The organism is Nocardia alni (assembly GCF_019038435.1).
Classification (GTDB): domain Bacteria; phylum Actinomycetota; class Actinomycetes; order Mycobacteriales; family Mycobacteriaceae; genus Nocardia; species Nocardia alni.
Map to the genome: position 1 here is coordinate 1 of NZ_JAGPOX010000148.1, position 24,270 is coordinate 24,270.

24 protein-coding genes are annotated in these 24,270 nt (G+C 66.7%); 12 read left to right on the plus strand and 12 right to left on the minus strand.

What is annotated here, in order from left to right:
• The first annotated feature begins 1,341 nt into the window (after positions 1-1,341).
• The gene (locus JZ791_RS36580) at positions 1,342-1,965 is read left to right on the plus strand and encodes a hypothetical protein (protein WP_216901305.1); all 624 of its coding nucleotides are present in this window, start codon (positions 1,342-1,344) and stop codon (positions 1,963-1,965) included.
• A 52-nt stretch (positions 1,966-2,017) separates the two neighbouring features.
• On the opposite strand, the gene JZ791_RS36585 is transcribed toward JZ791_RS36580, so the two are convergent.
• Entirely contained in the window at positions 2,018-3,190 is a 1,173-nt protein-coding gene (locus JZ791_RS36585; RefSeq protein WP_216901307.1) for an NAD(P)/FAD-dependent oxidoreductase, read from the minus strand.
• 147 nt (positions 3,191-3,337) lie between these two features.
• Between JZ791_RS36585 and JZ791_RS36590 the strand changes: the two genes are divergently transcribed.
• From JZ791_RS36590 to JZ791_RS36610, 5 genes are all read left to right on the plus strand, one after another.
• Entirely contained in the window at positions 3,338-4,396 is a 1,059-nt protein-coding gene (locus JZ791_RS36590; RefSeq protein WP_216901309.1) for an NAD(P)H-dependent amine dehydrogenase family protein, read from the plus strand.
• On the plus strand, positions 4,397-4,990 hold the full coding sequence (locus JZ791_RS36595; protein WP_216901311.1) for a TetR family transcriptional regulator: 594 nt from the start codon (positions 4,397-4,399) through the stop codon (positions 4,988-4,990).
• A 3-nt stretch (positions 4,991-4,993) separates the two neighbouring features.
• On the plus strand, positions 4,994-5,818 hold the full coding sequence (locus JZ791_RS36600; protein WP_216901313.1) for a TIGR03621 family F420-dependent LLM class oxidoreductase: 825 nt from the start codon (positions 4,994-4,996) through the stop codon (positions 5,816-5,818).
• Positions 5,819-5,970: 152 nt separating this feature from the next.
• Entirely contained in the window at positions 5,971-7,404 is a 1,434-nt protein-coding gene (locus tag JZ791_RS36605) for a family 2B encapsulin nanocompartment shell protein (RefSeq protein WP_254206933.1), read from the plus strand.
• Complete coding sequence (locus JZ791_RS36610) at positions 7,391-9,541, plus strand: polyprenyl synthetase family protein (RefSeq protein WP_216901315.1); 2,151 nt, start codon at positions 7,391-7,393, stop codon at positions 9,539-9,541. Before JZ791_RS36605 ends, JZ791_RS36610 begins: the two co-directional genes overlap by 14 nt.
• Positions 9,542-9,627: 86 nt before the next feature.
• On the opposite strand, the gene JZ791_RS46690 is transcribed toward JZ791_RS36610, so the two are convergent.
• Positions 9,628-9,864: a LuxR C-terminal-related transcriptional regulator gene (locus JZ791_RS46690; protein WP_308163312.1), complete on the minus strand. Its 237-nt coding sequence runs from the start codon at positions 9,862-9,864 to the stop codon at positions 9,628-9,630.
• Positions 9,865-9,992: 128 nt separating this feature from the next.
• On the opposite strand from JZ791_RS46690, the gene ligA reads away from it, so the two are divergent.
• Complete coding sequence (gene ligA, locus JZ791_RS36620) at positions 9,993-11,984, plus strand: NAD-dependent DNA ligase LigA (RefSeq protein ID WP_216901317.1); 1,992 nt, start codon at positions 9,993-9,995, stop codon at positions 11,982-11,984.
• A 79-nt stretch (positions 11,985-12,063) separates the two neighbouring features.
• On the opposite strand, the gene JZ791_RS36625 is transcribed toward ligA, so the two are convergent.
• From JZ791_RS36625 to JZ791_RS36635, 3 genes are all read right to left on the minus strand, one after another.
• Positions 12,064-13,512: an aldehyde dehydrogenase family protein gene (locus tag JZ791_RS36625; RefSeq protein ID WP_216901319.1), complete on the minus strand. Its 1,449-nt coding sequence runs from the start codon at positions 13,510-13,512 to the stop codon at positions 12,064-12,066.
• A gap of 275 nt (positions 13,513-13,787) precedes the next feature.
• Complete coding sequence (locus JZ791_RS45595; RefSeq protein WP_216901321.1) at positions 13,788-14,363, minus strand: SMI1/KNR4 family protein; 576 nt, start codon at positions 14,361-14,363, stop codon at positions 13,788-13,790.
• A gap of 100 nt (positions 14,364-14,463) precedes the next feature.
• Complete coding sequence (locus JZ791_RS36635) at positions 14,464-14,892, minus strand: MarR family winged helix-turn-helix transcriptional regulator (protein WP_216901323.1); 429 nt, start codon at positions 14,890-14,892, stop codon at positions 14,464-14,466.
• Positions 14,893-14,981: 89 nt separating this feature from the next.
• On the opposite strand from JZ791_RS36635, the gene JZ791_RS36640 reads away from it, so the two are divergent.
• A complete protein-coding gene (locus JZ791_RS36640; protein ID WP_216901325.1) occupies positions 14,982-15,830 on the plus strand; it encodes an NAD(P)H-binding protein in 849 nt (282 codons plus the stop codon).
• A gap of 1 nt (position 15,831) precedes the next feature.
• On the opposite strand, the gene JZ791_RS36645 is transcribed toward JZ791_RS36640, so the two are convergent.
• Positions 15,832-16,761, minus strand: coding sequence for an AraC family transcriptional regulator (locus JZ791_RS36645; RefSeq protein ID WP_216901327.1), 930 nt, complete (start codon positions 16,759-16,761; stop codon positions 15,832-15,834).
• Positions 16,762-16,846: 85 nt separating this feature from the next.
• Here JZ791_RS36645 and JZ791_RS36650 point away from each other — a divergent pair, with 85 nt between their 5' ends.
• Positions 16,847-17,332, plus strand: a complete 486-nt coding sequence (locus JZ791_RS36650; RefSeq protein WP_216901329.1) for a nitroreductase family deazaflavin-dependent oxidoreductase — start codon at positions 16,847-16,849, stop codon at positions 17,330-17,332.
• Positions 17,333-17,648: 316 nt separating this feature from the next.
• On the opposite strand, the gene JZ791_RS36655 is transcribed toward JZ791_RS36650, so the two are convergent.
• A complete protein-coding gene (locus JZ791_RS36655; protein WP_308163313.1) occupies positions 17,649-18,155 on the minus strand; it encodes a GyrI-like domain-containing protein in 507 nt (168 codons plus the stop codon).
• Between the two features lie 89 nt (positions 18,156-18,244).
• Entirely contained in the window at positions 18,245-18,493 is a 249-nt protein-coding gene (locus JZ791_RS45600) for a MerR family transcriptional regulator (RefSeq protein ID WP_308163314.1), read from the minus strand.
• Between the two features lie 144 nt (positions 18,494-18,637).
• Between JZ791_RS45600 and JZ791_RS36660 the strand changes: the two genes are divergently transcribed.
• Both JZ791_RS36660 and JZ791_RS36665 read left to right on the plus strand, forming a co-directional pair.
• On the plus strand, positions 18,638-18,997 hold the full coding sequence (locus tag JZ791_RS36660; RefSeq protein WP_254206935.1) for a nuclear transport factor 2 family protein: 360 nt from the start codon (positions 18,638-18,640) through the stop codon (positions 18,995-18,997).
• 127 nt (positions 18,998-19,124) lie between these two features.
• The gene (locus JZ791_RS36665; RefSeq protein WP_216901333.1) at positions 19,125-20,078 is read left to right on the plus strand and encodes an alpha/beta hydrolase; all 954 of its coding nucleotides are present in this window, start codon (positions 19,125-19,127) and stop codon (positions 20,076-20,078) included.
• Between the two features lie 37 nt (positions 20,079-20,115).
• Here the strand turns inward: JZ791_RS36665 and JZ791_RS36670 are convergent, their stop codons facing one another.
• The 4 genes from JZ791_RS36670 to cuyA form a co-directional block, all read right to left on the minus strand.
• Complete coding sequence (locus tag JZ791_RS36670) at positions 20,116-21,003, minus strand: alpha/beta fold hydrolase (protein ID WP_216901335.1); 888 nt, start codon at positions 21,001-21,003, stop codon at positions 20,116-20,118.
• 36 nt (positions 21,004-21,039) lie between these two features.
• Entirely contained in the window at positions 21,040-21,699 is a 660-nt protein-coding gene (locus JZ791_RS36675; protein WP_308163315.1) for a TetR/AcrR family transcriptional regulator, read from the minus strand.
• 324 nt (positions 21,700-22,023) lie between these two features.
• Positions 22,024-22,695, minus strand: coding sequence for a cysteate racemase (gene cuyB / locus JZ791_RS36680; protein WP_216901337.1), 672 nt, complete (start codon positions 22,693-22,695; stop codon positions 22,024-22,026).
• Positions 22,692-23,678: a D-cysteate sulfo-lyase gene (gene cuyA / locus JZ791_RS36685; RefSeq protein WP_254206940.1), complete on the minus strand. Its 987-nt coding sequence runs from the start codon at positions 23,676-23,678 to the stop codon at positions 22,692-22,694. The genes cuyB and cuyA overlap by 4 nt, the downstream gene beginning before the upstream one ends.
• A 189-nt stretch (positions 23,679-23,867) precedes the next feature.
• Here cuyA and JZ791_RS36690 point away from each other — a divergent pair, with 189 nt between their 5' ends.
• A complete protein-coding gene (locus JZ791_RS36690; RefSeq protein WP_216901340.1) occupies positions 23,868-24,005 on the plus strand; it encodes a hypothetical protein in 138 nt (45 codons plus the stop codon).
• Positions 24,006-24,270: the final 265 nt, after the last annotated feature.

A 24,270-nucleotide genomic window follows, 5' to 3' on the forward strand; every position in this document is an offset into this window, starting at 1 on the left:
CTCCTCACCTCCACGACCACCCCCTGGACTCGAAAAAAGCCGCCCCCAACCCCCTGGACAAGACCGAGCCAAGCCCGGCTCGCGCCAACACCCCCCAAAGCGCCCCAACCATCGAAACCCACAGCGGCAAACCGCCGCTCAGCACCCGCCGCAACCACCCAAACCCCAACACCCCGCGCAGTACCCGAACCATCAGCGCACAGCGTGACGCCCAAACCGTCGATACCCGGCACGCCGACCCCCGACACAGCGGCTCAACGGTCGATCCCCGCGATGGAGAACCAACAGCCAGCACCCGACACAAGGGCCCCACTGTCGCCTCCAAGTGCGGCACCTCAACCATCCACACCAAACACAGCAGCCGACCCGTCAGTGCCCGGTGTGACGATCAATCCGGCGATGCCCAGCCTGCCGCTCTCCGCCCCAACAGCTCAACCACCGAAACCTGCGATGGCGAGGCAACAGCCAGCACTCGATACGGCCGCCCAAACGCCAGCACCTCACGCAGCAACCCAACCGCCTACGCCCAACACGGCGACCCAACCATCCACGCCTGACGCAGCACCATCAACGTCCAGTGCGACGATCAAACCCGCGATGCCCAGCCCAACAGCTCAACAGCTGAAACCTGCGATCGTGAGGCAACAGCCGGCACCCGACACAACCTCCCAAACGCCAACATCCAGTGCAGCACCCGAACCATCAACACTCAGCATGGCGGCCCAACCATCAGCGTCCAGCGTGGCGGCTAAACCGTTGGTGCCCGGCACGCCAACACCCGGTGCAGCGGCTCGACTATCAACACCCAACACGGCGACTCCGCCGTCAACACCCACCGCAGCACCCCAACCATCCACACCGGATACAGCAGCCCAACCGTCAACGCCCGACGTGACGGCCAGACCGCCGATGCCCAGCGCGCCAACCCTCGACGCAGCAGCTCAACCCTCGAAACCTGCGGTGGCGGCACGACAGTCAGTGCCCGACGCGGGGGTCCAGGCATCAGCACCCGGTGCGGCAGCTCAACCATCAACGCCCGACGTCGCCACCCAACCGTCGACGCCCAGTGCGGCGGCTGGTCCGTCGGCCCCCATCGCGGCAGCTCAACCGTCGATGCCCAGCGTGGTGGCCCGACCGTCGATATCCAGTGACGCGGCCCGACCATCGATGCGCGGCGCAGCAGCTCAACCATCCGGGGCGCTGGATCGACCTTCAGCATCCGACGTGGCGGCGTATCCATCTATGCCCGTGGATTCCGCTCCCCGGCAAACGATCTCACCGGTATCGGGTTCCTGCCTCGAGTCGAGGCCATCGCAGACCCCTGGCGACGATGGCGAGCCGATGCGGGCCGCGCGGGCGATGGCGGACAAGCATGATCTGGAGATCGTCGGGTTCGAACGGGATGGGATAGACGTGCACATCGTTGGCGAAATCGCCTCCGCCCTGGACGATCTGCTCACGCGGTATCCGATTCGGCTGGGCGGCATCGAAATCAGTGAACGTCGGGATGCCGCGACGATGACCGGGCGACCGTCCGATGAGACCACGCTGTGGATCATCCTCGATCGAGCCGATCTGAGTCAGCCGCCCGCGCCGACGACCACGCGGTCTCGATGGCGATGGCCGGGCCGCCGGTTCGCCGAACGGGCGATCCGCACGGCCGTCGTGCGCGAATACGCCCGTGCGCTCGACCACGCTGGTGGCTTGCGAGCACGTGACCAGGCTTGGCAAACTCTGCTCACCGAATCGCTGCGCGGCGGTAGAAGTACCTACAGCCTGCTGGATCCCGCACAGGCGCTGGTCGAGGGTTTCACCGAGGTGGAACTGCGGGGCAAGCGGGCCTCGAGTACGGCCAAGCTGCTGCACGACGCGTTGACCAAGGCCGCGTCGTGGCCGAGCGTCATCCCATCCGATCAGGGGCCCACCGCCGACGCGGAATCCGGTGACAACCGGAAGGCCGTCTAGGCACGCCCTTGTAGACGGTGGTCGGGAACGCCTCGCCGCCGCAGGTCACCAATCAACCCTCGCGACCAGTCAGCCCTTCGCCGATCACACGCTCGACCGTCGAGCCGTTATCCCGTATACCGCGATAGATTCCGCGGCGCACGATCCACGGCTGCAGCACGGTATCGATGGACCAGCGCGGGAAACGGAAGGCGTGGCCCGACGGTGCGAAGACTTCCAATCCATCGGGCTGCACACCGAGCACCGAACCCCAGCGCCGGGTCGCGGGCCGGAAAGCGCGCAACGGCTTGCCGGCGAGATAGGCACGAATGTTGGTGGCCAGCAGGCCATCCGCGCGGTTGCGGGCCGAACTGCGCAGTGCGTCGGTGGCGGCTACATCGCCGATGGCGAAGATCTCCGGATGGCCGGGTACCTGCAATTGCGGTGTGACCTTGACGAACCCGCGCTCGTCGAGGAGATCGGGCGGCAGCCAGCCGGTGTTGGGGCGGACCTTGCCGACCGCCCACAGGACGGCATCGGCGGTCGTGGGCGGCTGCCCGGTACTCCACCGCACCGGATCGCTCGTGATCTCGTCACCGGGAAACCCGTCCGGTAGCACCGCGCGATGCCCGGGATGCAGCGTGACTCCGGCGGCGATGAGCCTGCGCCGCACGCGATTCCACACCCGTGGATGATGCGCGGTCAACGGTCGTTCGGCCGGGAAGTACAGCGCGACCTTCGTCCCGGGCCACACCGCGGCCAGGTTCATCGCACTGCTGACCGCCGCCGCTCCGCCACCGATGACAGCGATCGAGTGCGCCGCAGCCAGCCGCTGATGGGCGGCACGCAGACTCTCGCCGATTTCCCTGTCCGACTGCATGTTCGGCCGCCGCCAGAAACCATTGCCGACACCCGTGGAAATGACCAGCGCGTCGTAAGGCTCCACCACCACGGCGCCGTCGGCTCGGACGGCCGAGACCTTCCGCCCGGCCGGATCGACCCCGGTCAGGCTCGCCTGCACCGTCCGCACCCGATCCAGGCCGCGGAACCTGTCGAACGGAATCCAGTAGTTCCGCGCCCACTCGGCGGGCCGGGCCAGCCGAGTGCCGAGTTCCTGGCCGCTGACCAATCCGGGCTTGGCCGAAATCCCCACGACCTCGGCGCGCGGGGCCAACCGGAGCGCCGTCAGGACACCGCTGTCGCCGAGTCCCGCGATGAGCACCCGCTTGCCGCGTGCTGACGTCATCGGCGCACTCCAGACAGATCCGGCCGGAACGTACCGTTCCGCACTCCGGGCCGATGCTACCGGTGTTGACAGTGACTCTCAAATAGACAGATACTCCGAGAAAGGAATCCATCTGCACCGCTCCGATACGCGCCGGAAGGTCGAAACATGCCGCGCAAGGTCATCCAATGGGCAACGGGGTCGGTCGGCAGGGCCGCGATCGAATGCATTCAGAACCACCCCGACCTGCAGTTGGTCGGATGCTGGGTGCACTCACCGGACAAGGACGGCCGCGACGTCGGCGAGATCCTCGGAACGGCCCCGATCGGCGTGACGGCGACCTCCAAGATGGAGGAGATCCTGGATACCCCCGCCGATGCCGTGCTGTACGCGCCACTGTTGCCGCAACCGCGGGAGGTGGAGGCGTTGCTGCGATCGGGCAAGAACGTCGTCACCCCGGTGGGCTGGTTTTTCCCGGAAGGCAAGAACACCGCCGACCTGGAGGCCGCCTGCCGAATCGGCGGAGTATCGCTGCACGGCACGGGTATCGACCCCGGCGGAGCCACGGAGATCTTTCCGCTGGTGCTGTCATCGATGACGTCCTCGGTGACCTTCGTACGCGCGGAGGAGTTCTCCGATATCCGCAGCTACGGCGCCCCGGATGTGGTGCGCCACATCATGATGTTCGGCGCCCCTCCCGAACAGGCCGCGGCGGGCCCGATGCTGGGTCTGCTCGACGGCGGCTTCCGGCAGTCGGTCCGGATGATCCTCGACACTCTCGGCTTCGACGACAGTCCCGAGATCCGCACCAGCCACGCGGCCGCCGTCGCGACCGCGCCCATCGACTCGCCGATCGGCATGATCGAGCCGGGTTTGGTTGCCGCCCAGCGCTTTCACTGGGAGGCGGTGGTGGACGGAAACGTCGTGGTGCGCATCGGGGTGAACTGGCTGATGGGATCGGAAAACCTGGAACCGGCCTGGAGCTTCGGCCCCGAGGGCCAGCGCTACGAGATCGAGGTGCACGGCGATCCCGACGCCAACGTCACCATCCACGGCTGGCACGCCGTGAATTTCGCCGACGGGCTGCTGCGCAATCCCGGCATCGTGGCCACCGCGGCCCACTGCGTGAACTCGATTCCGTACGTCTGCGACGCCGCACCCGGCATCCGCACCGCGGTGGAGCTTCCGCTGGTCGCCGGGCGCGCTCACCCGAAGCTGCTCGGCTAGATGGAAGCCGCCGTGCCGTGGCGGGTGCGCCAACGGGCCGCACTGCTGGTCGACATCCGCCGCACCGCACACCATCTGTTCGCCGAGCGCGGATTCGACGCCGTCACCACCGAGGACATCGCGACCGCGGTGGGCATCTCCCCCAGCACCTTCTTCCGGCATGTGTCCAGCAAAGAGGGGCTGCTCGTCGAACCTGTGCTCGAGCACATCTCCGGCCTCGTCGCCGCCTACGAGTACCGTCCGCGGACCGAAGACGCCGGTACCGCACTCGTGGCCGCGATGATCGACCACATGCGGGAACCGCGCGCCGACGATATCACCATGTGGCTCAACGCTATTCGCAGCGCACCACACCTCATCGGGCGAGTGACGCTGGTGAACGCCGGCGATCGCGCCCGGCTGGTCGAACTCGCCGCCGAACGCATGACACTCGACGACCCGAGCGATCTACGTCCCGCACTGCTCGTCCAGATCGTCTTGGCCGCGAGCGAATACGTCTTCCAGCAATGGATCGCCGGCACTGCCCCGGCGGAACCTCCACTGCCCGAACAGGTCCGGTCGGCCCTGACCACCGTCCTGACCGCCGATTGGTAACGCATGACCACCGACAGGCCGTTCCGTTTCTGCATCGAGATGATCCCTTTCGGCTCCCGCGACGAATGGCGCACTGCCGCAAGAAAAATCGAGGACCTAGGGTACGACGTACTACAGGTGCCCGACCACCTCGGTGCACCCGCGCCGTTCCCCGCGCTGCTGACCGCGGCCGATGTCACCACCATCGGCCTGGGCACCTTCGTCATGAACGCCGGTTTCTACAGGCCCGCGCTACTGGCCCGCGACGCGGAGGCGCTCATGCGCCTGACCGACGGCCGATTCGAGCTCGGACTCGGAACCGGCTATGTGAAGGCGGAATTCGAAGCCGCGGAACTCGAATTCCCCAGCCCGGGAAAGCGAGTCGACCACCTGGCCCACATAACCCGTTACCTCCGAACGCATCTGCCGGATATTCCCGTGATGATCGCCGGATCGGGAGACCGAGTGCTCACCCTGGCCGCCCAGCACGCCCGGAGCATCGGACTCACCGGCGGCAAGCAGGGAAGCACCGCATCCGATCCACTCGCGGAGCGTGTGGATTTCGTGCGTACCGCCGCGGGCGACAGGATCGACCTGCTCGAACTCAATCTGACCATCACCGCCTGCCCCCGAGACGACCGCGGCGTTCCCGATCTACGGTTGACCCGCCGGGACCGGCCCAACCTCACCGACGCGGAAATGCTCGCCCTGCCAACCGTTCTGAAGGGCTCGGTCCCCGAGATCGCCGACCAGCTACGCCACCGGCGCGACTCGTACGGCATCACCTACATCAGCGTCCAGCACCACCACGCCGACCACTTCGCGAAGGTCATCGCCGAACTCCGCTGATACCTTCCTTTTACCGTCCGCCGCGCCGTATGATGTTGATCGGCAAGTCCACTGGACGTAACCACCGGAAGCCATCAGCAGTGCCGGTAGGTCGGGTTATCCCGTTGATTGTTGTGTGACACCCATTTCACATTTCGATTGGTGGTCGAATCATGCCTGAAATCCCCACTCAGCCGGCCTCGGAGTTGAACGGACACAACGGCGCCGGGCAGCTCAGCCTCAGCACCGCGGCGGCGCGCAAGTTGTCGTCGACGACCAAGTCCAAGCCCCAGATGCAAAGCATCACTCCCCGTTGGCTGCTCGAACTCCTGCCATGGGTCGAGGCGCGGGGCGGCGCGTACCGAGTCAACCGGCGACTGAACTACACGCTGGGCGACGGACGACTGGACTTCCTCACGACCGGCGATCAGGTGCAGGTCATCGCGGCAGAGCTGACCGAGCTTCCACTCCTGCGGAACTTCGGCGAGATGGACGTGCTGGAGGCCTTGGCCGACAGGTTCGTGCAGCATCATTACGAGCCGGACCAAGCCCTGGTCACGGCGGGAACACCGGCCGACGAACTCGTCCTGCTCGTACACGGACGATTCGCCAGACTCCATGAAGGCAAATACGGGAACGAGTCGACCCTCGAAATCCTCGCCGACGGTGACTATTTCGGCGATGAGGCACTGACCGGCCCCGACGAGGCCTGGGACTATTCGGTCAAGGCCACCACGGCGTGCACGGTCATGACGCTGCCGAAGGCGGCCTTCCAGGAGGTGCTCGAGCAGTCCGAGGCGCTTCGCGACCACCTCGAACACCAGCGGAGCGCCACCGGCAAAGCGCAGAACCTCGACGGCGAGGCGGACGTCGAGATCATCTCCAGCCACCGCGGTGAGCCGCTGCTGGGCGGCACCTTCGTCGACTACGAACTCAAGCCCCGCGAATTCGAGCTGAGCATCGCCCAGACCATCCTGCGGGTGCACACGCGCGTGCAGGACCTGTTCAACGAGCCGATCGACCAACTCGAGCAACAGCTTCGGCTGACCATCGAAGCAGTGCGCGAGCGCCAGGAATACGAGCTGGTCAACAACAAGGATTTCGGCCTGCTGCACAACGCGGATCTCAGCCAGCGCATCTACACGCGCGGCGGCCCGCCCACCCCGTACGACATGGATCAGCTGCTCAGCACGGTCTGGAAGAATCCGGGCTTCATCCTCGCGCACCCGGAGGCCATCGCCGCGTTCCGCGACGAGTGCAGCAAACAGGGCATCGTTCCCGAGACCGTCCACGTCCCGGGCGGGCGGCTGTCCGCATGGCGCGGTGTGCCGATCTATCCCTGCTGGAAGATCCCGATCAGCGAACATCGCACCACCTCGATCATGGTGATGCGGACCGGCGAGACAGACCGGGGCGTCATCGGCCTGCGCAAGACGGGCCTGGTCGACGAGTACGAGCCGGGTCTGAGCGTGCGGTTCATGAGCATCGACGAACGGGCGATCGTCAACTACCTGATCACCTGTTACTACTCGCTGGCCGTTCTGGTGCCCGACGCACTGGGCATCCTGGAAAACGTTCAGCTCGGGAGTACCAATGGCCGCAGCTGACGCGGACTCCTTCGCCCGCGCCCGCCGGCTGATCACTCCCGGTCTGCGGGCGGCGGCGGATCGGATGAACTCATCCACGCGCAAGGTCATCGGCTACCACTTCGGCTGGTGGGACGAGCACGGAAATCCGCTGGACGGCAACAGCGGCAAGGCGCTGCGGCCGGTACTCGCCATGCTCGCGGCGGAGGCGGTGGGCGGCACCGCCGAGCGGGCGACCAACGCGGCCGTCGCAGTCGAACTGGCACACAACTTCTCACTGCTGCACGACGACATCATGGACGGCGACCACACCCGCCGCCACCGGCCCACCGCCTGGACCGTCTTCGGCATACCCGCCGCGATCATCGCCGGTGACGCGTTGAACACGCTGGCGACCGAGGCCCTGGTGGCCGATGGCCCGCCCCTGGCCACCGAGGGCGTGCCCCGGCTCGACGAGGCGATACTGCGGATCGATGACGGCCAGGCCGCGGATATGGCCTTCGAGGGTCGCGGCGATGTACCCCTGGACGAATGTGTGACGATGGCGCGCGACAAGACCAGTGCGTTGTTCGCCGCCGCGTGCGAACTGGGCGCCATGTCCGCCGGCGCCTCACCGCAACGGGTCTGGCAGATGCGCCAATTCGGTGAACACCTCGGCCTGGTGTTTCAGCTGGTCGACGATCTCCAGGGCATCTGGGGCGATCCGGCCGCGACCGGCAAGCCCGTCATGTCCGATCTGCGCGCCCGCAAGAAGTCACTGCCGGTGGTGGCCGCGCTCAACGCTGGTAACGGCGCGTCGGCACGGTTTGCCGAGCTGTACCTCGGTGACGATCCGCTGGACGACGACGCTCTGCAAGCCTGCGCCGACCTCATCGTCGAGGCGGGCGCACATACCTGGGCGCACAACGAAATACAGCATCAGCTGGATCTGGCACTGGGCTGTCTGCAGGCCGCCAACCCGGAGCCCACGGCCGCGGCGGAATTGGCGGCCCTGGCACGAGAACTGAGCGTGGGGCCGAGCGCGTCGCCCGTCGCACCGGCACAGGCGTACCGGATGCCGACGTTCGAGGGGCTTCGACCGGCCCGGCTCAGTCCTCATCTGGACGCGGCTCGCGACCATGCGGTCGTCTGGGCCAGGGATATGGGCCTGTTCGCGCCGCAGGCCGGTGTCCCGCCGTGGACCGAGGAGCAGTTCAGGAAGGAGGACTACGCGCTGCTGCTGTGCCGTATGTTTCCGGACGCTCTCGGTGAGAGGGTGAATACGCTCGCCGACTGGTGTACGTGGACGTTCTACGTCGACGACTTCTTCGCCGAGGCCTGCCGACGCACGGGAAATCCGGCGCTGACCCAGGCTCACCTGGCAAGACTGCGCCAGTTCATGCCGCTCGACCCGGCGCAGGACGTACCGGCGGCGACCAGTCCCACCGAACGCGGGCTCGCCGACCTGTGGTCGCGCACCGCGCCCGTGATGTCGCGGGGGTGGCGGCGCCGCGCACGCGAGCGCATCGAGGAATTGCTCGACGGCAACCTCCGGGAGTTGCGTAACGTGACCATCGGTCACACCACCGATCCGCTCGAATATCTGGAACTGAAGCGCCGGACCAACCCCGGCCCGCTGGCCGGATGCCTGGGCGAATACGGCCGTCCGGCCGAGTTGCCAGACGCGATCGCGGACGCCGCGCCGATGCGGTCGCTGATCGACTGCCTCAACGACGCGAGCCTGCTGGTGAACGACATATACTCCTATCCCCGGGAGGCGGCGAGCGACGCCGAGCCCGCCAATATGGTGCACGTGCTGCGCAAGTTCCTCGGTTGCGATCTCCAGCAGGCGGTGGATACGACGGCCGGCCTGGTCCGCTCACGGTTGGATCAGTTCGAACACGTGGCCGAGGTCGAGGTGCCGACGATGGTCACGGAGTACGGGCTGAGCCCGGGCGAGAGCGCCCGCGTGCACGAATACATCGAGGTGCTCCGGGATTCGGTGCCGGGCTGGCACGAATGGTTCACACGAACCGCGCGGTATCCGCAGGAACTCGAGGCTACGAATGCGGCGGCTGTGGAGGCGGCCGTCACCGAGCCGACTGTTCACCGCCGTCTCGGTGGGCCCACGGGCCTGGGCACCTCCACCGCACGGCGGCTGCTGCGCAGCACTTCCTGAGCGTAAGTGGGCAAACCGAGTAGGTGACGGACGAGGATGGTGTCCGCGCCGCCGGCGTCTTCGGCGCATCCTCGATCCGGTCGCTTCTATACCGGAAACGTATCCGGTGCGGAATACGCTCGCGCAGAGACGATTCGGCGGGTGTGCGCGTAGACTGCGGCGTGCACGCGATCGCGCACACCGAGTTTGGTGAGCACATTGGAGACGTGCGTCTTGACCGTCTGCTCGGCCACTACGAGGGCGCGAGCGCCGAACGCTTCGACGGTACGGAATATCGGGGGCGTCCCACGTCGGCCGGGAGGCGGAATTCGGTCTCCCTCCATCGGGGGAAGCCCGGATCGAGATGATCTTCGCGCGTTGATCTTCCGGGTGGTGAGTGTCCGTGACACGTCAGGCGGTCAACGATCCGTTTCACCCGAGTTGTCGGTGGGCTCGAGTACCGTCTGATCCCATGGAAACCGGGGAACGTATCCGAGAACTCGCGGACCGCATCGTGGCGCTGCGCGACGCCTACTACCAGGGCTCGCCGCTGGTCGCCGATGCCGAGTACGACACGATCGAGGACGAGCTGCGCGAGCTGGTCGGGGCGAATCCGGAGCTGACGCCGGACCCGAATCCGCTGGAGCAGGTCGGCGCGCCCGCGGTGCTGCACGCCCCGATCCGGCATTCGCGCCCGATGCTGTCACTCGAGAAGGCGACCAAGCCCGAGCAGGTCGCGGCGTTCTTCGAGCGCTTTCCCGGTCAGTCGGTCGTGGTGATGCCCAAGCTCGACGGCTTGTCCCTAGCGCTGATATTCGAGGACGGGCGGCTGCTGCGGGCGGTGACGCGGGGCGACGGCACCACCGGTGACGACGTGACCATGCTGGTCCGCGCGTTGGTCGATGGCGTTCCCGAGCGGATCGAGATCCCGGGGCGGGTGGAGGTGCGTGGCGAGGCGGTGATGCTGCGTTCCACCTTCGCCGCCTACAACACCGCGCACCCAGACAAACCCCTGATCAACCCCCGCAACGCCGCGGCGGGCACGCTGCGCGCGAAGGATCCGGCCACGGTTTCCGAGCGGCGCCTGCAGTTCTTCGGATTCGACCTGGACAACCCTTCCGGCGACGCGGCGGTCGATCTGGAACAGGGGCTGCGAGCCCTGGGGATCGCGGGTGCGCGCATGCAGCACTGCGCCGACGCCGAGCAGGCCCAGGCGGCGATCACCGCGATCGAGAGCGGCCGAGGCGATCTCGACTACGACATCGACGGGGCGGTGCTGCGGCTGGCCGACCGTGACGCCTACGCCGCCGCCGGAACTCGGTCGAACTCCCCGCGCGGCGCGCTGGCGTTCAAGTTCGCCGCCGAGGAGAAGACCACGCTGCTGGTGGACGTGGTCTGGGATGTCGGCAAGACGGGCAAGATCGTCCCGGTCGCGTGGCTGGAGCCGGTATTCGTGGGTGGCACGACGGTCACCAGGGCGACGCTGGCCAACCAGGAGGTCATTCGCGCCCGCGATATCAAGGTCGGGGACACCGTGCTGGTGCGCCGCGCGGGCGACGTGATTCCGTTCGTGGCGGGTGTGCTCGACGCCTCCAAGCGCACGGGCGCCGAGCGCGAGATCGTTCCGCCCACCGTCTGCCCCTCCTGCGGGCAGCCGGTGACGGAGCAGGGCAACAGCCGAGAACTGTTCTGCACCAACGTCTCCTGTCCGGCGCAGACGGTGCGCAGGTTGATCCATTGGGCGTCACGGGCGGCGGCGGATATCGACGCCATCGGCCAGGTGTGGATCGAACGGCTGGCCGAGGCGGGCATCCTGGAGAACCCCTCGGACTTCTACTCGCTGACCACCGAGCGCCTGCTCGAATTCGACCGCATCGGCGAGGTCTCGGCCGCGCGCATGATCGACTCGATCGATGGCAGCCGCCGAGTCGGCCTGCGTCGCGCGCTGATCGGCTTGGCGATCCCGATGGCCTCCGACGGCACCGCCGCGCGCCTGGCCCGATCGGGATTCGGCTCCCTCGAGGAGGTCGCCGACGCGGGTGAGGAACGGCTGGTGGAGGTGGAGGATATCGGGCCGAAGGTCGCCGCCTCGCTGGTCGAGCACCTCACCCGCCTACGCCCGGAATTGGAACGGCTGCGGGCCGCGGGCGTCAGTCTGGATGTGCGCGAGGAAGATCTGCCACCGGTCGTCGCGGCCGGCGCGCCTCTGGAAGGTAAGACGGTGGTGATCACCGGGGCCATCAGCGACCCGCGCTCCGGGGAGAAGGTCGCTCGCCCGACATTCCAGCGCCTGTGTGAAAAGGCCGGTGCGACAGCGGCATCCTCGGTTTCGGCGAATACCGACCTGCTCATCACCGGTGCGGGTGTCGGCGACAGCAAGCTGGCCAAGGCGGAGAAACTCGGCGTCGCGGTCGTCGATCAGGGCGAGATCTGGAACATGCTGATCGGCGCCAACATCATCTAGATCGGGCCCGCCCGAACATACCGAAATGGCCTGTCGCCATGCGCTTCTCGGCATGTTCGGGTGCGGACCGTCGACTGGATCAGTGGCCGATGTAGACGGACTTGATGTTGAAGTAGGACTCGAGGCCCTTCTTGCCGCGCTCGCCGCCCCACCCCGACTGCTTATGGCCGCAGATCGGCATCGAGGGGTCCGCCGCGAGCGCGGAGTTCACCCAGATCTGGCCGGCCCGAAGCTCGTTCACGACGCGATGGGCGCGGCCGAGGTTCTCGGTCCAGATGGAACCGGCGAGCCCGTAGTGCGTGTCGTTCGCCGCGGCGATCACCTCGCCCTCGTCGTCGAAGGGGATCACCGAGCCGACCGGCCCGAAGATCTCCTCGGTGATCAGGCGCATATCGGGCGTGGTGCCGGTGACGATCGTCGCCTCGTAGAAGTAGCCGCGCCGGTCCATCGGCCGGCCGCCGGTCACCACCTGCGCGCCGCCGGCCACGCCGTCGTTCACGATGCCTTCCACACGTTCGCGCTGCTTCTGGCTGATCAGCGGCCCGAGAACCGAATTGGGATCATCGCTGCCACCCATCGGCAGCATCTTGGCGAAGGCGGCCAGCCCCTCCACGACCTGCTCGTAGATGCCGCGCTGCACGTAGATGCGCGAGGTGCAGGAGCAGTTCTGGCCCGAACCGGCAAGCAGGCCCATGCCGGCTCCCATGATCGCCTTGTCCAGATCGGCGTCGTCGAACATGATCAGCGGTGACTTGCCGCCGAGCTCGAGGGTCAGACGCTTGAGGTTGCCGGCGGCCGCCTTGACGATCAGCCGTCCGACCTCGGTCGACCCGGTGAACGCGATCTTGTCGACGTCCGGATGGGCCGTGAGCGCCGCACCCGTGGTCTCGCCGTATCCGGTGACGACGTTCAGGACGCCGTCGGGCAGACCCGCCTCGCGGAAGATCTCCTCCAGCTTCAGCGCGGTGAGCGGCGTCTCCTCGGCGGGCTTGAGGACGGCGCTGCAGCCCGCCGCGAGGGCGGGCGCGACCTTGAGCATCGCGACGAAGAACGGCCCGTTCCAGGGAATGATGAGGCCCACGACGCCGACCGGCTCGTACTGGGTGAAGGTGTGATAGTTCTCGAAGCTGCCCAGCAGGCCATCGGAGATCAGATTGCTCGACTCGCCGTGGATCTTGCCGACCCAGCCGGCGTAGTACACCAGCATCTCCAGCGACACCTTGATGATCTGACGCGCGGCCATCGCGTTCATGCCGTTGTCGCGGGCCTCGATCTCGGCGAGTTCGCCGGTGCGTGCCCGGATGATCTCCGCGGCGCGGAACAACACGTCCGCCCGGTGCGCGGCCGGCAGCTTGCGCCACACGCCCGATTCGAATGTTTCGCGCGCCCGGGCCACCGCCGCGTCGACGGTCGCCTGATCGGAATCGACGACCTCCGCGATCTGCTCCTCGGTGGACGGGTCGAACACCGGAATGATTCCGGAGCTGGGGCTTTCGACCAGGGGATCGACGTCGACGGCGTTACTCAATGTCCCTCATCCTTTCACCGGGCCACTCCGGCGTGGAGAAGCGCGATGCCTCGAGATTCGTTGTGCGCGAGAGATTACGCGCGTAACTATCGGGCATCCATCACATCTCATTCAGTGGTCGGCCGCGGTGATCACCCGGGTCGCGGCGCGGATGTCACGGTCGGCACGGACTTCCGAATACCGTTGAGCGAGAGCGGGAGCGATACCGGGGCGTCGACGATGATGACGAGGTCGGCAGCAGGTGCGAGGGCCGTCGCCGTGGCGGGCGGCTCGTGTCAATCAGCGCCCAATCGCCGAGCCGCACGCCAGAGCAATGCACCAAAGTTGTCGTAACGATCATCATCAGGACTGCTGCCGTCGCCGGTGAACCACTCGTACGCGGCCCACTCGCCATCCTGCGCCGCACTGCCGGGACACAGCAGCCAGCGGACGCCGGGACCACCATCGTCCTGTGCGATCAGCAAGCTCCGCTCGAGGATCTCGCGATTGGCGTCGTCGATGCCGAAACTCCAGATCTCCACAAGGTCCGGGTCGCGTTCGGGAAGCCACCCGATCTCGTCCACGTTGAGCAGATCGACCTGATCGACATAGCCGAAGCCGTTGCTGGCCATCAGAAAGTTCCGGTATGTCGGCGGCAATCGAGTGCCGAGCCGCTCTTCAGCGGCCACGACGGCGTCCGCACTGGCCGGCTCGTAGCCGATCCATCCCTCGCGTTCGACGTGACTCCTGACGAACGTTCCGGCCCCGTTCTCCTCGATCACACGCAGCAAGCGCGAATTGTCCAGGAACTTCGAACTGTAGTCACGCAGGAAGGTGCGCCACTCGGTGATGCTGAAGGGCCGATCGTCCACGTGTGAACTCCTCTGGAAAGCCTGCCCGGCACGACATCTCACCCGGGCCTCCCCATCCAAACACGCCCGCAACGGCCCATACCAATTCCAGGACAGCCTCTCAGTGTTCGTCCAGCAGGCGGCGTGCCGAGCGGTGGATTTTGCCGAGTGCGGTGAGCAGACTTCGGTATTCGGATTCGGTGAGGTCGGCGGTCACCAGGGTTTCCAGCGACGTGCGGCTGGCCTCCACCTCCTGCTGTAGGTTTCGCCCTTTTTCGGTGAGCCACAGCCGGACCAATCGCCGATCGTGCGGGTCGGGCCGCCGGGTCAACAGCCCTGTCCCGGTCATGCGATTGGCGACCTTGACGATCGTCGGAGTCGTGACGTTCAGCGCGGCGGCGACGTCGCCCGGCGTCCGCCCATCCTGTTCCCATAACAGGCCGAGCACCAGATCCTGTCCCGGATGCAGGCCGTGCGGACGCACACCGCGCTCCACCAACGCACGCAACAGCTTCGAGGTGTGACTGTGCAGGTCGAGGAACTCGGGCATCAACTCTCCTGTTCGATTTCGCGCTTGTCAGAAATTCGTTAGACGTCTATCGTTTTTTCGATAGCCGTCTAACGAACTCGGGAGTGCCGATGATACTTGTCACGGGAGCCAGCGGAAACGTCGGTCGCGAACTCGTCCGTGAGCTCGATGCCAAGGGTGTCGAGTTCGGCATTTTCGTCCGCGATCCGGGACGAGCGGATGGCCTGTCGCCCCGCGCCCGGCGGGTGATCGGGGATCTGGACGACGTGAGCACGTACGCACCCGCACTCGCGGGCGTCGATCGCCTGTTTCTGCTGGTCCCCGGTGTCGGCATCGATCACACCCGGGGCATGGTCGCTGCCGCGAAAGCTTCAGGGGTCGCCCGAATCGTGTTGCTGTCGTCGTACAACGTGATGGGCGATCCGATGCCCGCGATGGGGCGCTGGCACCACGAACGCGAGACGATCGTGCGGGACTCCGGGATTCCGTACACGATTCTGCGACCCGGCGGCTTCATGACCAACGCGCTGGAGTGGGCGCCGACCGTGCGTGCGGGCGGCGTCGTCGACGACCCCACCGGCCCAGGGCGTTACGCTCCGATCGACCCGGCCGATATCGCCGCCGTCGCCGCGGTCGCGCTCACCGAAGACGGCCACGACGGTAACCACTACTACCTGACCGGTGACGAGATGTTCACCGTCGCAGAACAAGTCGCGATCATCGCCACCACATTAGGGCGCGATATCGAAATCCGTGAAGCCGCGACACCGGAACAAGCCGTCGCATCCCGATACCCGAACGGCGCTCCCTCGGCTCTCGCTGCCGCGATCCTCGAGGGATTCACGCTGATGCGCCAGGACACGACCGGCTTTCGCACCGACACCGTCGAACGGATTCTGCACCGCCGCGCAGGCACTTTCGCCGAATGGTGTGCACGCAACATCGACGCGTTCCGGTAGCTCAGGACGCGATGGCTCGTGACGCGCTGCGGAACTGGCCCGGCGCCTGCGCGCGTGCCCGGCGAAACGCGCGGCTGAACGCGTAGACCGAGGTGTAGCCGACCGAGCGGGCGATGGCCTCGAGGGTGTCGTCGGTGTCCCGCAACCGGATCGCGGCCAGATCCATACGCCAGCGCGTCAGGTAGTCGGCCGGGGCAGCTCCGGCCACAGCGCGGAACCGGCGGGTCAGCGTGCTGCGGGAGATCGTCAGTTCCGAGGCGAGTGAGTCGGTGGTCCACGCCCGCGCCGGTTCCTGGTGAAGTTTGGCGAGCGCGACGCTGACCACCGGGTCGGCCAGCACGCCGAGCCAGGATCCGCGCGCCTGCTCCGGACGTTTCGCCAGCCAGACCCGGAGCAGCTGCACCAGCAGGATGTCGACCAGGCGGTTGAGCACGAACGCCGTCGCGACCTGCGGATAGGCCAGCTCCCGCGACAGCAGGCGGACGGCATCGTCCAGGCAGGTGCCGCCGTTGTCGGCCCTGATGTGCAGCATCTGCGGCAGCGAGGCCATCACCTGCGTCGATACCGTGCGGTCGTAGTCGTAGGAGGCGCCGAGGATATGCGTCTGCACCTCACCCACGCCCAGTCGCAACACGCTACCGTCGGCCATCGCCTCGTCTCCCCCGCACCCTGTACACGGGGTGAGCGGTGCGTCGGGGGTGCTGCTCAGCCCGTGTGCGGTCCCGCTTGGCAGCAACACCACATCACCGGGCATGAGCTGTTGTGGCTCCTGCCCGGACAGGCTCAGCCACGCGGTGCCCGAGGTGACCGCGTAGAAGGCCGCGGCGCTGAGCCCGTGCCATGAGACCCCCCACGTTCCGGCGGCCTCGATGCGCGCCCCGGCGGTGCCGCGGACGCCGCCGACCGCGAGAACATCAGCCAGCAGGTCCATATCTCGATGATAGTGCAACAAATAGATATGTTTCTGGGTGGTTCGATCATCGTTCAGGCCATGCTGTGCCACATACGGTGAGGACATGACAGATGCGATCGACTTCGACGAATTGAACCTGAAGGTCATCACCGAGTTCCGGGAGAACGGGGGCACCGCCCCGAATCTGATCGCCGCGTTCCGTGAGAGCGGGGCCACCGTCGATGACTCCGCCCAGGAGGGGGCCGCGCAGGACATGCCGCTGGTGCTGGTACATCACTTCGGCGCCAAGTCGGGCATCGAGCGCATCGCGCCGCTGGTCCCCTACGTCGACGGCGACCGGATCTTCATCTTCGCCAGCAAGGGCGGCAGCCCCGAGAACCCGGCCTGGTACCACAACCTGGTAGCCAACCCCAAGACAACGATCGAGTACGGCGCAGAGACATTCCCAGTGCTCGCCCGCGTACTGACGGGGACCGAGCGCGACGAGATCTACGCCCAGCAGGTCGCCCTACAGCCCCAATTCGGCGAGTATCAACGCAATACCGACCGGCTCATCCCCGTCGTCGAGTTGCAGCGCCTCGATCGCTGAGAACTCCGGTTCCACGTTGACAGGGCCGGTTCGCCGCAGTGAGAAACCGCTGCGGGCTGTGACACGTGGAACGGGCTACAGAGCGAGCCGGGACCGTCCTGATCGCCACGGCCCAGCAACTGAGCTGGAGTTGTCCGCCGCGTCATTGTCGCCGGACGAAAGATCTTCTGTCGGCTGCCGCGCGGCTTCACCGCCGACCCGGCCGATGATCAATCGCGCGCCGCAGGCGCCGAGGTAACGACGGTCGGGTACGGGTGGGGCATCGCACAGCCCTCTGGATGAGTGGCTCCTGGGGCGAGTTCGCGGAGTGGGCGGATCAGGACACCCCGGGGACGGGGTCGGGTCCGGTATGGAAGATCGGCCAGCCGATCTCGGTGCGCCACTGGCTGGTGTCGGCGGTCTCGCGGCGGCCGACGGGGTAGTACTCGCGGATCGGTCCGTCGACGGCCAAGGCGTGTTCGGTGACGTAGGCGGCCAGTGCTCCGTAGGCACGGTCGATGTCGGTGTGCGTGCCGGGATGAGTGATGGTGGCCAACTCGACCGGTGGCACCACCACCGACGTGACCCGGCCCATCGCCCGCACCTCCCCTACGCAGGGCACGAAGACGGTCGCCTGTCCTCGTTCGTGGGTGAACAGGTCGTTGTCGAAGATGGCGCCCGCCGGTTCGCCTGCCGGTAGGTCTTGGGCGTCGAGTGTCGCGTATATCTCGCCGAGCGCGCCCTGGTACCAGGCGAGCGCCTCGGTGATGTCCACCGTTTCGGTGATCGCGGCCGTGGGCGTGGCGGCGACGCGGCGACGTCCGATATCGGACCCTGCGGTCACCGTAGGGTGATCCAGCAGGCCACGCAGCGAGGCGACAGCGCTCTGGGTTCGCGACAGCTCCCGCTCCAATTCGCGTAGATGTGCGGCGATCAGTTCGTTGCGGGTGCCGATGTCGGGGCGGCGATCACCTTGGCGACCTGCTCGACCGGCATGTCCAAGGCGCGGAAGCGGCGGATGATCTGCGCGGTCGGGATCTGGGCGGTGGTGTAGTGCCGGTATCCGGTGTGCCGGTCCACCTCGGCGGGTTCGAGCAGGCCCACACGGTGGTAGTAGCGCAGCGTCTTCACGCTCATGTGCGTGGCCCTGGCGAAGTCCCCGATCGGAATAGTGATGTCCACGCCCTCACTCTTTCACCTCCCCTCGGGGGAGAGTCTCGTCCGCGCACGGGCCTTGAGTGTCCCCCGGCGGAACCGACCAACGTGGTTTCTGCCCGGCCGATGAGCGCCGGATCAGCGACAAACTCCATGAAAGAGAGCAGAACCATGACCGCATCCCTTCCCCCCGTCGTCGCCGACTACCTCGCCGGGGTCAACAACTTCGATGTCGAGGCCATCGTGGCGACCTTCGCCCCCGACGCCTACGTCAACGACGCCCGCCGCGAGATCAACGGCATCGAGGCCATCCGGGCGTGGGTCAGCAAAGAGATGGTGGGCGACCAGGTCACCATGCAGGTGCGGGAGGTCGTCGACCACTACGGCGACACGATCGTGCGCTCCCGCTACGACGGTACTTACGACAAGACCAACCTGCCCGACGAGTTGGTGATGTCGGATTACTTCAGTGTGCGCGACGGCAAGATCGTCAGCCTCTCCGTGATCCGAAACCAGCCCTCGCCTTACTGATCCGGCATCACCGATCCGGTCAGTGGATCCGTTGTGCCACAAGTCGACCCGGAACCCGCACGGTGCCCGGAGCTTCGAACAGAAGACTCCGGGCACCGGCACGGCAACCGAAAGTGAGAGTCACCCGATGAGCTACACCCTCGACCCCGAACTGGTCCCCGTCCTGGCCGCCCTGGCTCAGCAGGCCGCGAACGCGCCCACCCGCAAGCGTGGCGACTGGAAAGCTCTGCGGGACAGCGGCAATGCCGGGCAGGCGTATATGGCGAGCCTGACCCCGACCGTCGCGGGCATCACAACCACCACCTACTTCGCCACCGCACCCGACGGCGCCCGCATCGAGTTGCGCTGGTACAGCACGGCAGATGCGCCGCATCCCGGCCCTGCGGTGGTCTATGCCCACGGCGGCGGCATGGTCCTGGGCAGTCTGGACCTCTACGACAGCCTCCTGTCGTGGTACGTCGCTCGCAGCGGCGTGCCGTTCCTGTCCGCCGGCTATCGGCTCGCCCCGCAGGCCACCGGAACCATGCTCGCCGAGGACGTCTTCGCCGGCTTGACCTGGCTGGTCGACCACGCCCCGGACATGGGTGTCGACACGGCCCGGATCGCGGTGATGGGTGACAGCGGGGGCGGCGCACCCGCGGCCGCCACCGCGATCCTGGCCCGGGATCGCGGCGTGCCGCTGGCTCGCCAGATCCTGATCTACCCGATGCTCGACGACCGCAATCAGATCCCGGACCCCGCCCGCGAACCCTTCTTGACCTGGACCTACGACAACAACTTCACTGCCTGGAATGCGGTGCTGGGCAACGCTTTCGGCACCGACGATATCTCGCCCATCGTCGCACCCGGCCGCCTGGAAGACTTCACGGGTTTGGCTCCCGCCTATATCGATACCGGGGACCTCGACATCTTCCGCGACGAAAACATCTCCTACGCCCAGCACCTCGCGGCCGCCGGCGTCCCGGTCGAACTCCACGTCCACCCCGGCGTCCCGCACGGCTGGGACCGCATCGCTCCCGAATCCCGCAGTGCCCGAAGCGCTTTCACCGACCGCATTCGTACGATCGCGGCGCTGCGATAATGACGCCCGCGATCGACTCCGGATGCCGGTCTTTGCGCTAATCGCCGCGGTGTACCAATTCCCTGATGAAGGAGGCGATCTCGTCCGGTTTCTCCTCCGCCATGAAATGACCGGCGTCGATCGGCTGATAGGTTGCGGCCGGGGCCCACTGCCGCCACAGAGCCGATGCGTCGAATCCGAGCTGCGACCCCCAGTCCTGGGAAATCACGGCCACAGGCATGGTCAGCTGGGCGCCCGCCTTGCGGTCGGCTCGGTCCATCTCGAGGTCGATACCGGCCGTGGCCCGATAATCGGCGACGATCGACGGGACAGCGCGGACGGAACTGTCGACGTAGTGCTGCCGCATGTGCGCTGGGAACGTGGTTCCGGCGGGATCCCACGCATCCAGAAACGAGCCGAAGAAATCCTCGGCGACCGCTTCGATCATCCTCTCGGGCAAGCCTCTCGGTTGCGCCATCAGATACAGGTGCCACGCGACGGCCGCATCGACGCCATGCAGCACATCCCAGGTGTCCATGGTCGGCAGCACGTCCAGGATCCCCAAATGCGCGATCGCCGCCGGGTGATCCAGTGCGGCACGCACTCCGACGAGGGCTCCTCTGTCGTGACCGATCAGGCTGAATCGGTCCGCGCCGAGATCGCGCATGATCCCGAGAATGTCGCGTGCCATGGTGCGCTTCGAGTAGGTATCCGGGCAGAGTTCTTCGGGTTTGTCACTGGCGCCGTAGCCACGCAGATCGGGCACGACGATCGAGTACTGCTCGGCGAGTGTGCGGGCGACCTGGCGCCACATGAGGTGGGTTTGCGGAAACCCGTGCAGCAGCACGATGGGGTGACCACTGCCACCGATGGCGACATTCAACTCGACGCCACCTTCCCCGGGCATCCGCCGGTAGTCGAATCCGTCGATCGTCGTGCTCGTCATGGACGAACCTTTCCTTGGTGAAATTGGCCGAATGGCTCAGGAGAAGATGGCGCGAAGCTGTGGCGCCGTTGTCGTCGCGCTTGCTCGCAGCGCTGGTATCAGAATGTTGTCGACCAAATGAGTCAGGTATTCGGCTCCGGCCGGAAGCCCGTTCAGCCTGCGCAGCAGCAGTACAGATCCGGTGATTTCCTCGTAGGGAAACGGCTGCGCGCCCGCCGGCAGCTCGCCGCGCCCAATGGCGGCGGACAACACCGACTCCGGCAGCTTCGCTCCGGTCGGCCCGGTCGCCTCTTCGATATGGCGGCACAGATCGGGATCTTCCAGACCCGCTTGCAGGAGCATCAGGCTCATCGTCGGGTCGGCCGAACTCATCGTGCCTTCGAGCCGTTCGCACAGGGCGATCAAGTCTCCACGCAGTGAGCCGGTATCGATCGCGATAGCAGAAGCGCCCGACGCAGGACCGGCCTTGACCGCGGCGACGACCATATCCCGCTTGCTCTCCCAGCGCCGATACAACGTCGCCTTCGAAGCCCGAGCCCGCCGCGCCACCGCCTCGAACGTCAGCGCGTCGTACCCCACCTCCCCCAGCAACTCCAGCACGCACACCAGGATCTCGCCCTCACGCACCAGGTCGCGAGGCCGCCCGGAACGCACCTCAGCGACCTGATCGCCGGATTGACTATTACGAAACGACACGTTCCGTACTGTATCAGATCATAGACACACCCTCGCTGAATCGGTCCTTGCTAGACCTGACAACCCCACCTCAGCGCCGCGATCTTCGATGCCCGCACGCCGGATCGCCGTCACCCTCATCGTTCCCACCGCGCTGCTACCGGCCTCGTCCAGCTCATCGGGCAGTTTGCCGTCGAGCAGCTCGATCGCACCGGTTGACGGCAGCCTCCGCCCGGTGCGCCGGTTCCCGCCCCTGAATGTCACCAGAGACTGAACGCCACCGATCTTCGGTAACCACGCAATAGAATGGCGTCCCGCTTGCGTGGCGCCGCCGAAGCCCGTGCCCTACTTGCAGGCGCGGATCACCGCGTCGGCCAGCAGATCCATCGGGTCCAGCAGTTCGGTATCCGTTGTCGCATACCGGGCCGCGAGCGGCAGTTCGGTGCAGGCCAGCACTGTCAGCGAGGCGTTCAGGGCGGACAGTGCGTTGTCCAGATGTGTGGCCGCGCCCTGTGGGTCGGCACGTTTCACCGCCGCGATGGCCCGGTCGACCTCCTGTTGTGCGGGCTCCGACGGGAGGACGACATCGAGATCGTGGAGCCGACTCTGATAGAGACCGGTGGCCAGGGTGCCGCGGGTGCCGAGCAGGGCGATGGGACCGGTGTGACCGACCAGGGCGGACGCGGTTTCGGCGACCATGTCCACGAAAGGTGTTGCGGTGTCCTCGATCAGGTTCGGCAGGAAGAAATGTGCTGTGTGACAGGGGATTGCGATCACGGTGGCGCCGAGATCGCGGAGTTTGAGTGCACCGGAGAGGATTTGGGGGTAGGGATCCGTGCTGCCGTCGAGCACGGCGGCCACCCTGTCCGGCACCGTCGGGTCCGCCCAGATGGCGACCCGCAGGTGGTCCTGGTCGCGGCCGGCGGGTGTGCGCGCGATCAGTTTCGCGTAGAACTCCGCCGTGGCCGCGGGCCCCATGCCACCGAGGATGCCGACCAGCGGCAGCCCTGCCGTCATTGGAAGGCGGACCGGTAGCCGAACAAACCCACGGCGCCGCCGGTGTGCACGAACACCACGTTGTCGGTCTCGGCGAAGCGCCCCTCGGCGATGCCACCCAGCAGACCCGCGAAACCTTTGCCCGAATACACCGGATCCAGCAGGATCCCCTCGGTGGTCGCGAGCAGCCGTAGCGCGTCGATCATGGACTCGGTCGGAATGCCGTAGCCCTCGCCGACCCAGCGGTCGTCCACCAGCACATCCTCGCGGCCGACCTCTGTCCCGATCAGCTCGCCAGTACGTCGCGCGAGGTCGTGCACCGCATCGATCTGCTTCTGCTCGGGCTGCCGCACGCTGACCCCCAGCACGCGGGCAGGGCTGTTCACCGCACGCAGCCCGGCGACGAGCCCCGCCTGAGTCCCGGTGCTGCCCGTCGCATGCACCACCCAGTGAACCGGAATCGGCGCGGCGTCCAACTCCAGCGCACACCCCACATAGCCGAGCGCCCCGATCGGATTCGATCCCCCACCGGGAATCACATACGGCCGACGCCCCGCGGCACGCAACTCATCGGCCAACGACTCCATGGCCGCCTGCATATCGGTACCCGACGGCAGCCTGCCCACGATCTCAGCCCCGAGCAACTCGTCCAGCAACACATTCCCGGACCGCTCATACTCCTCGTCCCGCACCTGACGCCGCTCCAACAGCAACTGACACCCCATCCCCGCGCGCGCAGCCGCCGCCGCAGTCTGCCGCGCATGATTGGACTGCGTAGCCCCCTGCGTAATCAGCACGTCGGCCCCCTGAGCCAGCGCATCACCAACCAGAAACTCGAGCTTCCGCGTCTTGTTCCCACCCGTAGCCAGCCCGGTACAGTCGTCCCGCTTGACCCACAAATTCGGCACCCCCGACTGCCTCTCGCGCAACCGCGCGGTCAACCGCTCCAGCGGCTCTAGGGGTGTAGGAAAGTGCCCGAGCGAAAAGCGCGCGAAACGCGTCATCTGAACCACGCATCCCATCGTGCTGGTCGACAGCAACCGCTGTCCAGCTGTAGCGCCGCCATCGGCGCGACAGGCCGGCGCACCCCCACCCCTATTTCACCCGGCCGACATAGTAGGCACGCCAGCTACACCATCACACGTGACGACAGACCGGAGGCCGTCATCCGGTCGATGGCAGAGTACGAGTCTATGCGCGAAACGCTCGACGTCCTCTCCGACGCCTCGACCGTCGCAGATATCCGGGAATCGCAGGAAACGGACGAGTACTCGACATCCGAAGAGATCGCCGCCCTGATGGCACGACGCCGCGGGCAGCGCTTGGCATAAGCTGGGCCGTCCATTACGAACCCCGCCCGCGACGCGCACCGACCGAGACGCTGCCCGACGTGGTGGTGGCACTCTGGCCGAACGGTGCTTCGGCCGTGCTGAATTGGTGGCGCAAGCATAATCAGATGCGCTGAGGTGCGGGTTACGAGTTCCCTCGGGAGCCGCGCCGTGCGGGCTTCAAGCGGACGCTCGCGATTACCGAGACCACCATCACCGTCATGAGTTCCAGCACGTTCCATGCGACGGGCGGTGTGGCCTGCGGGAC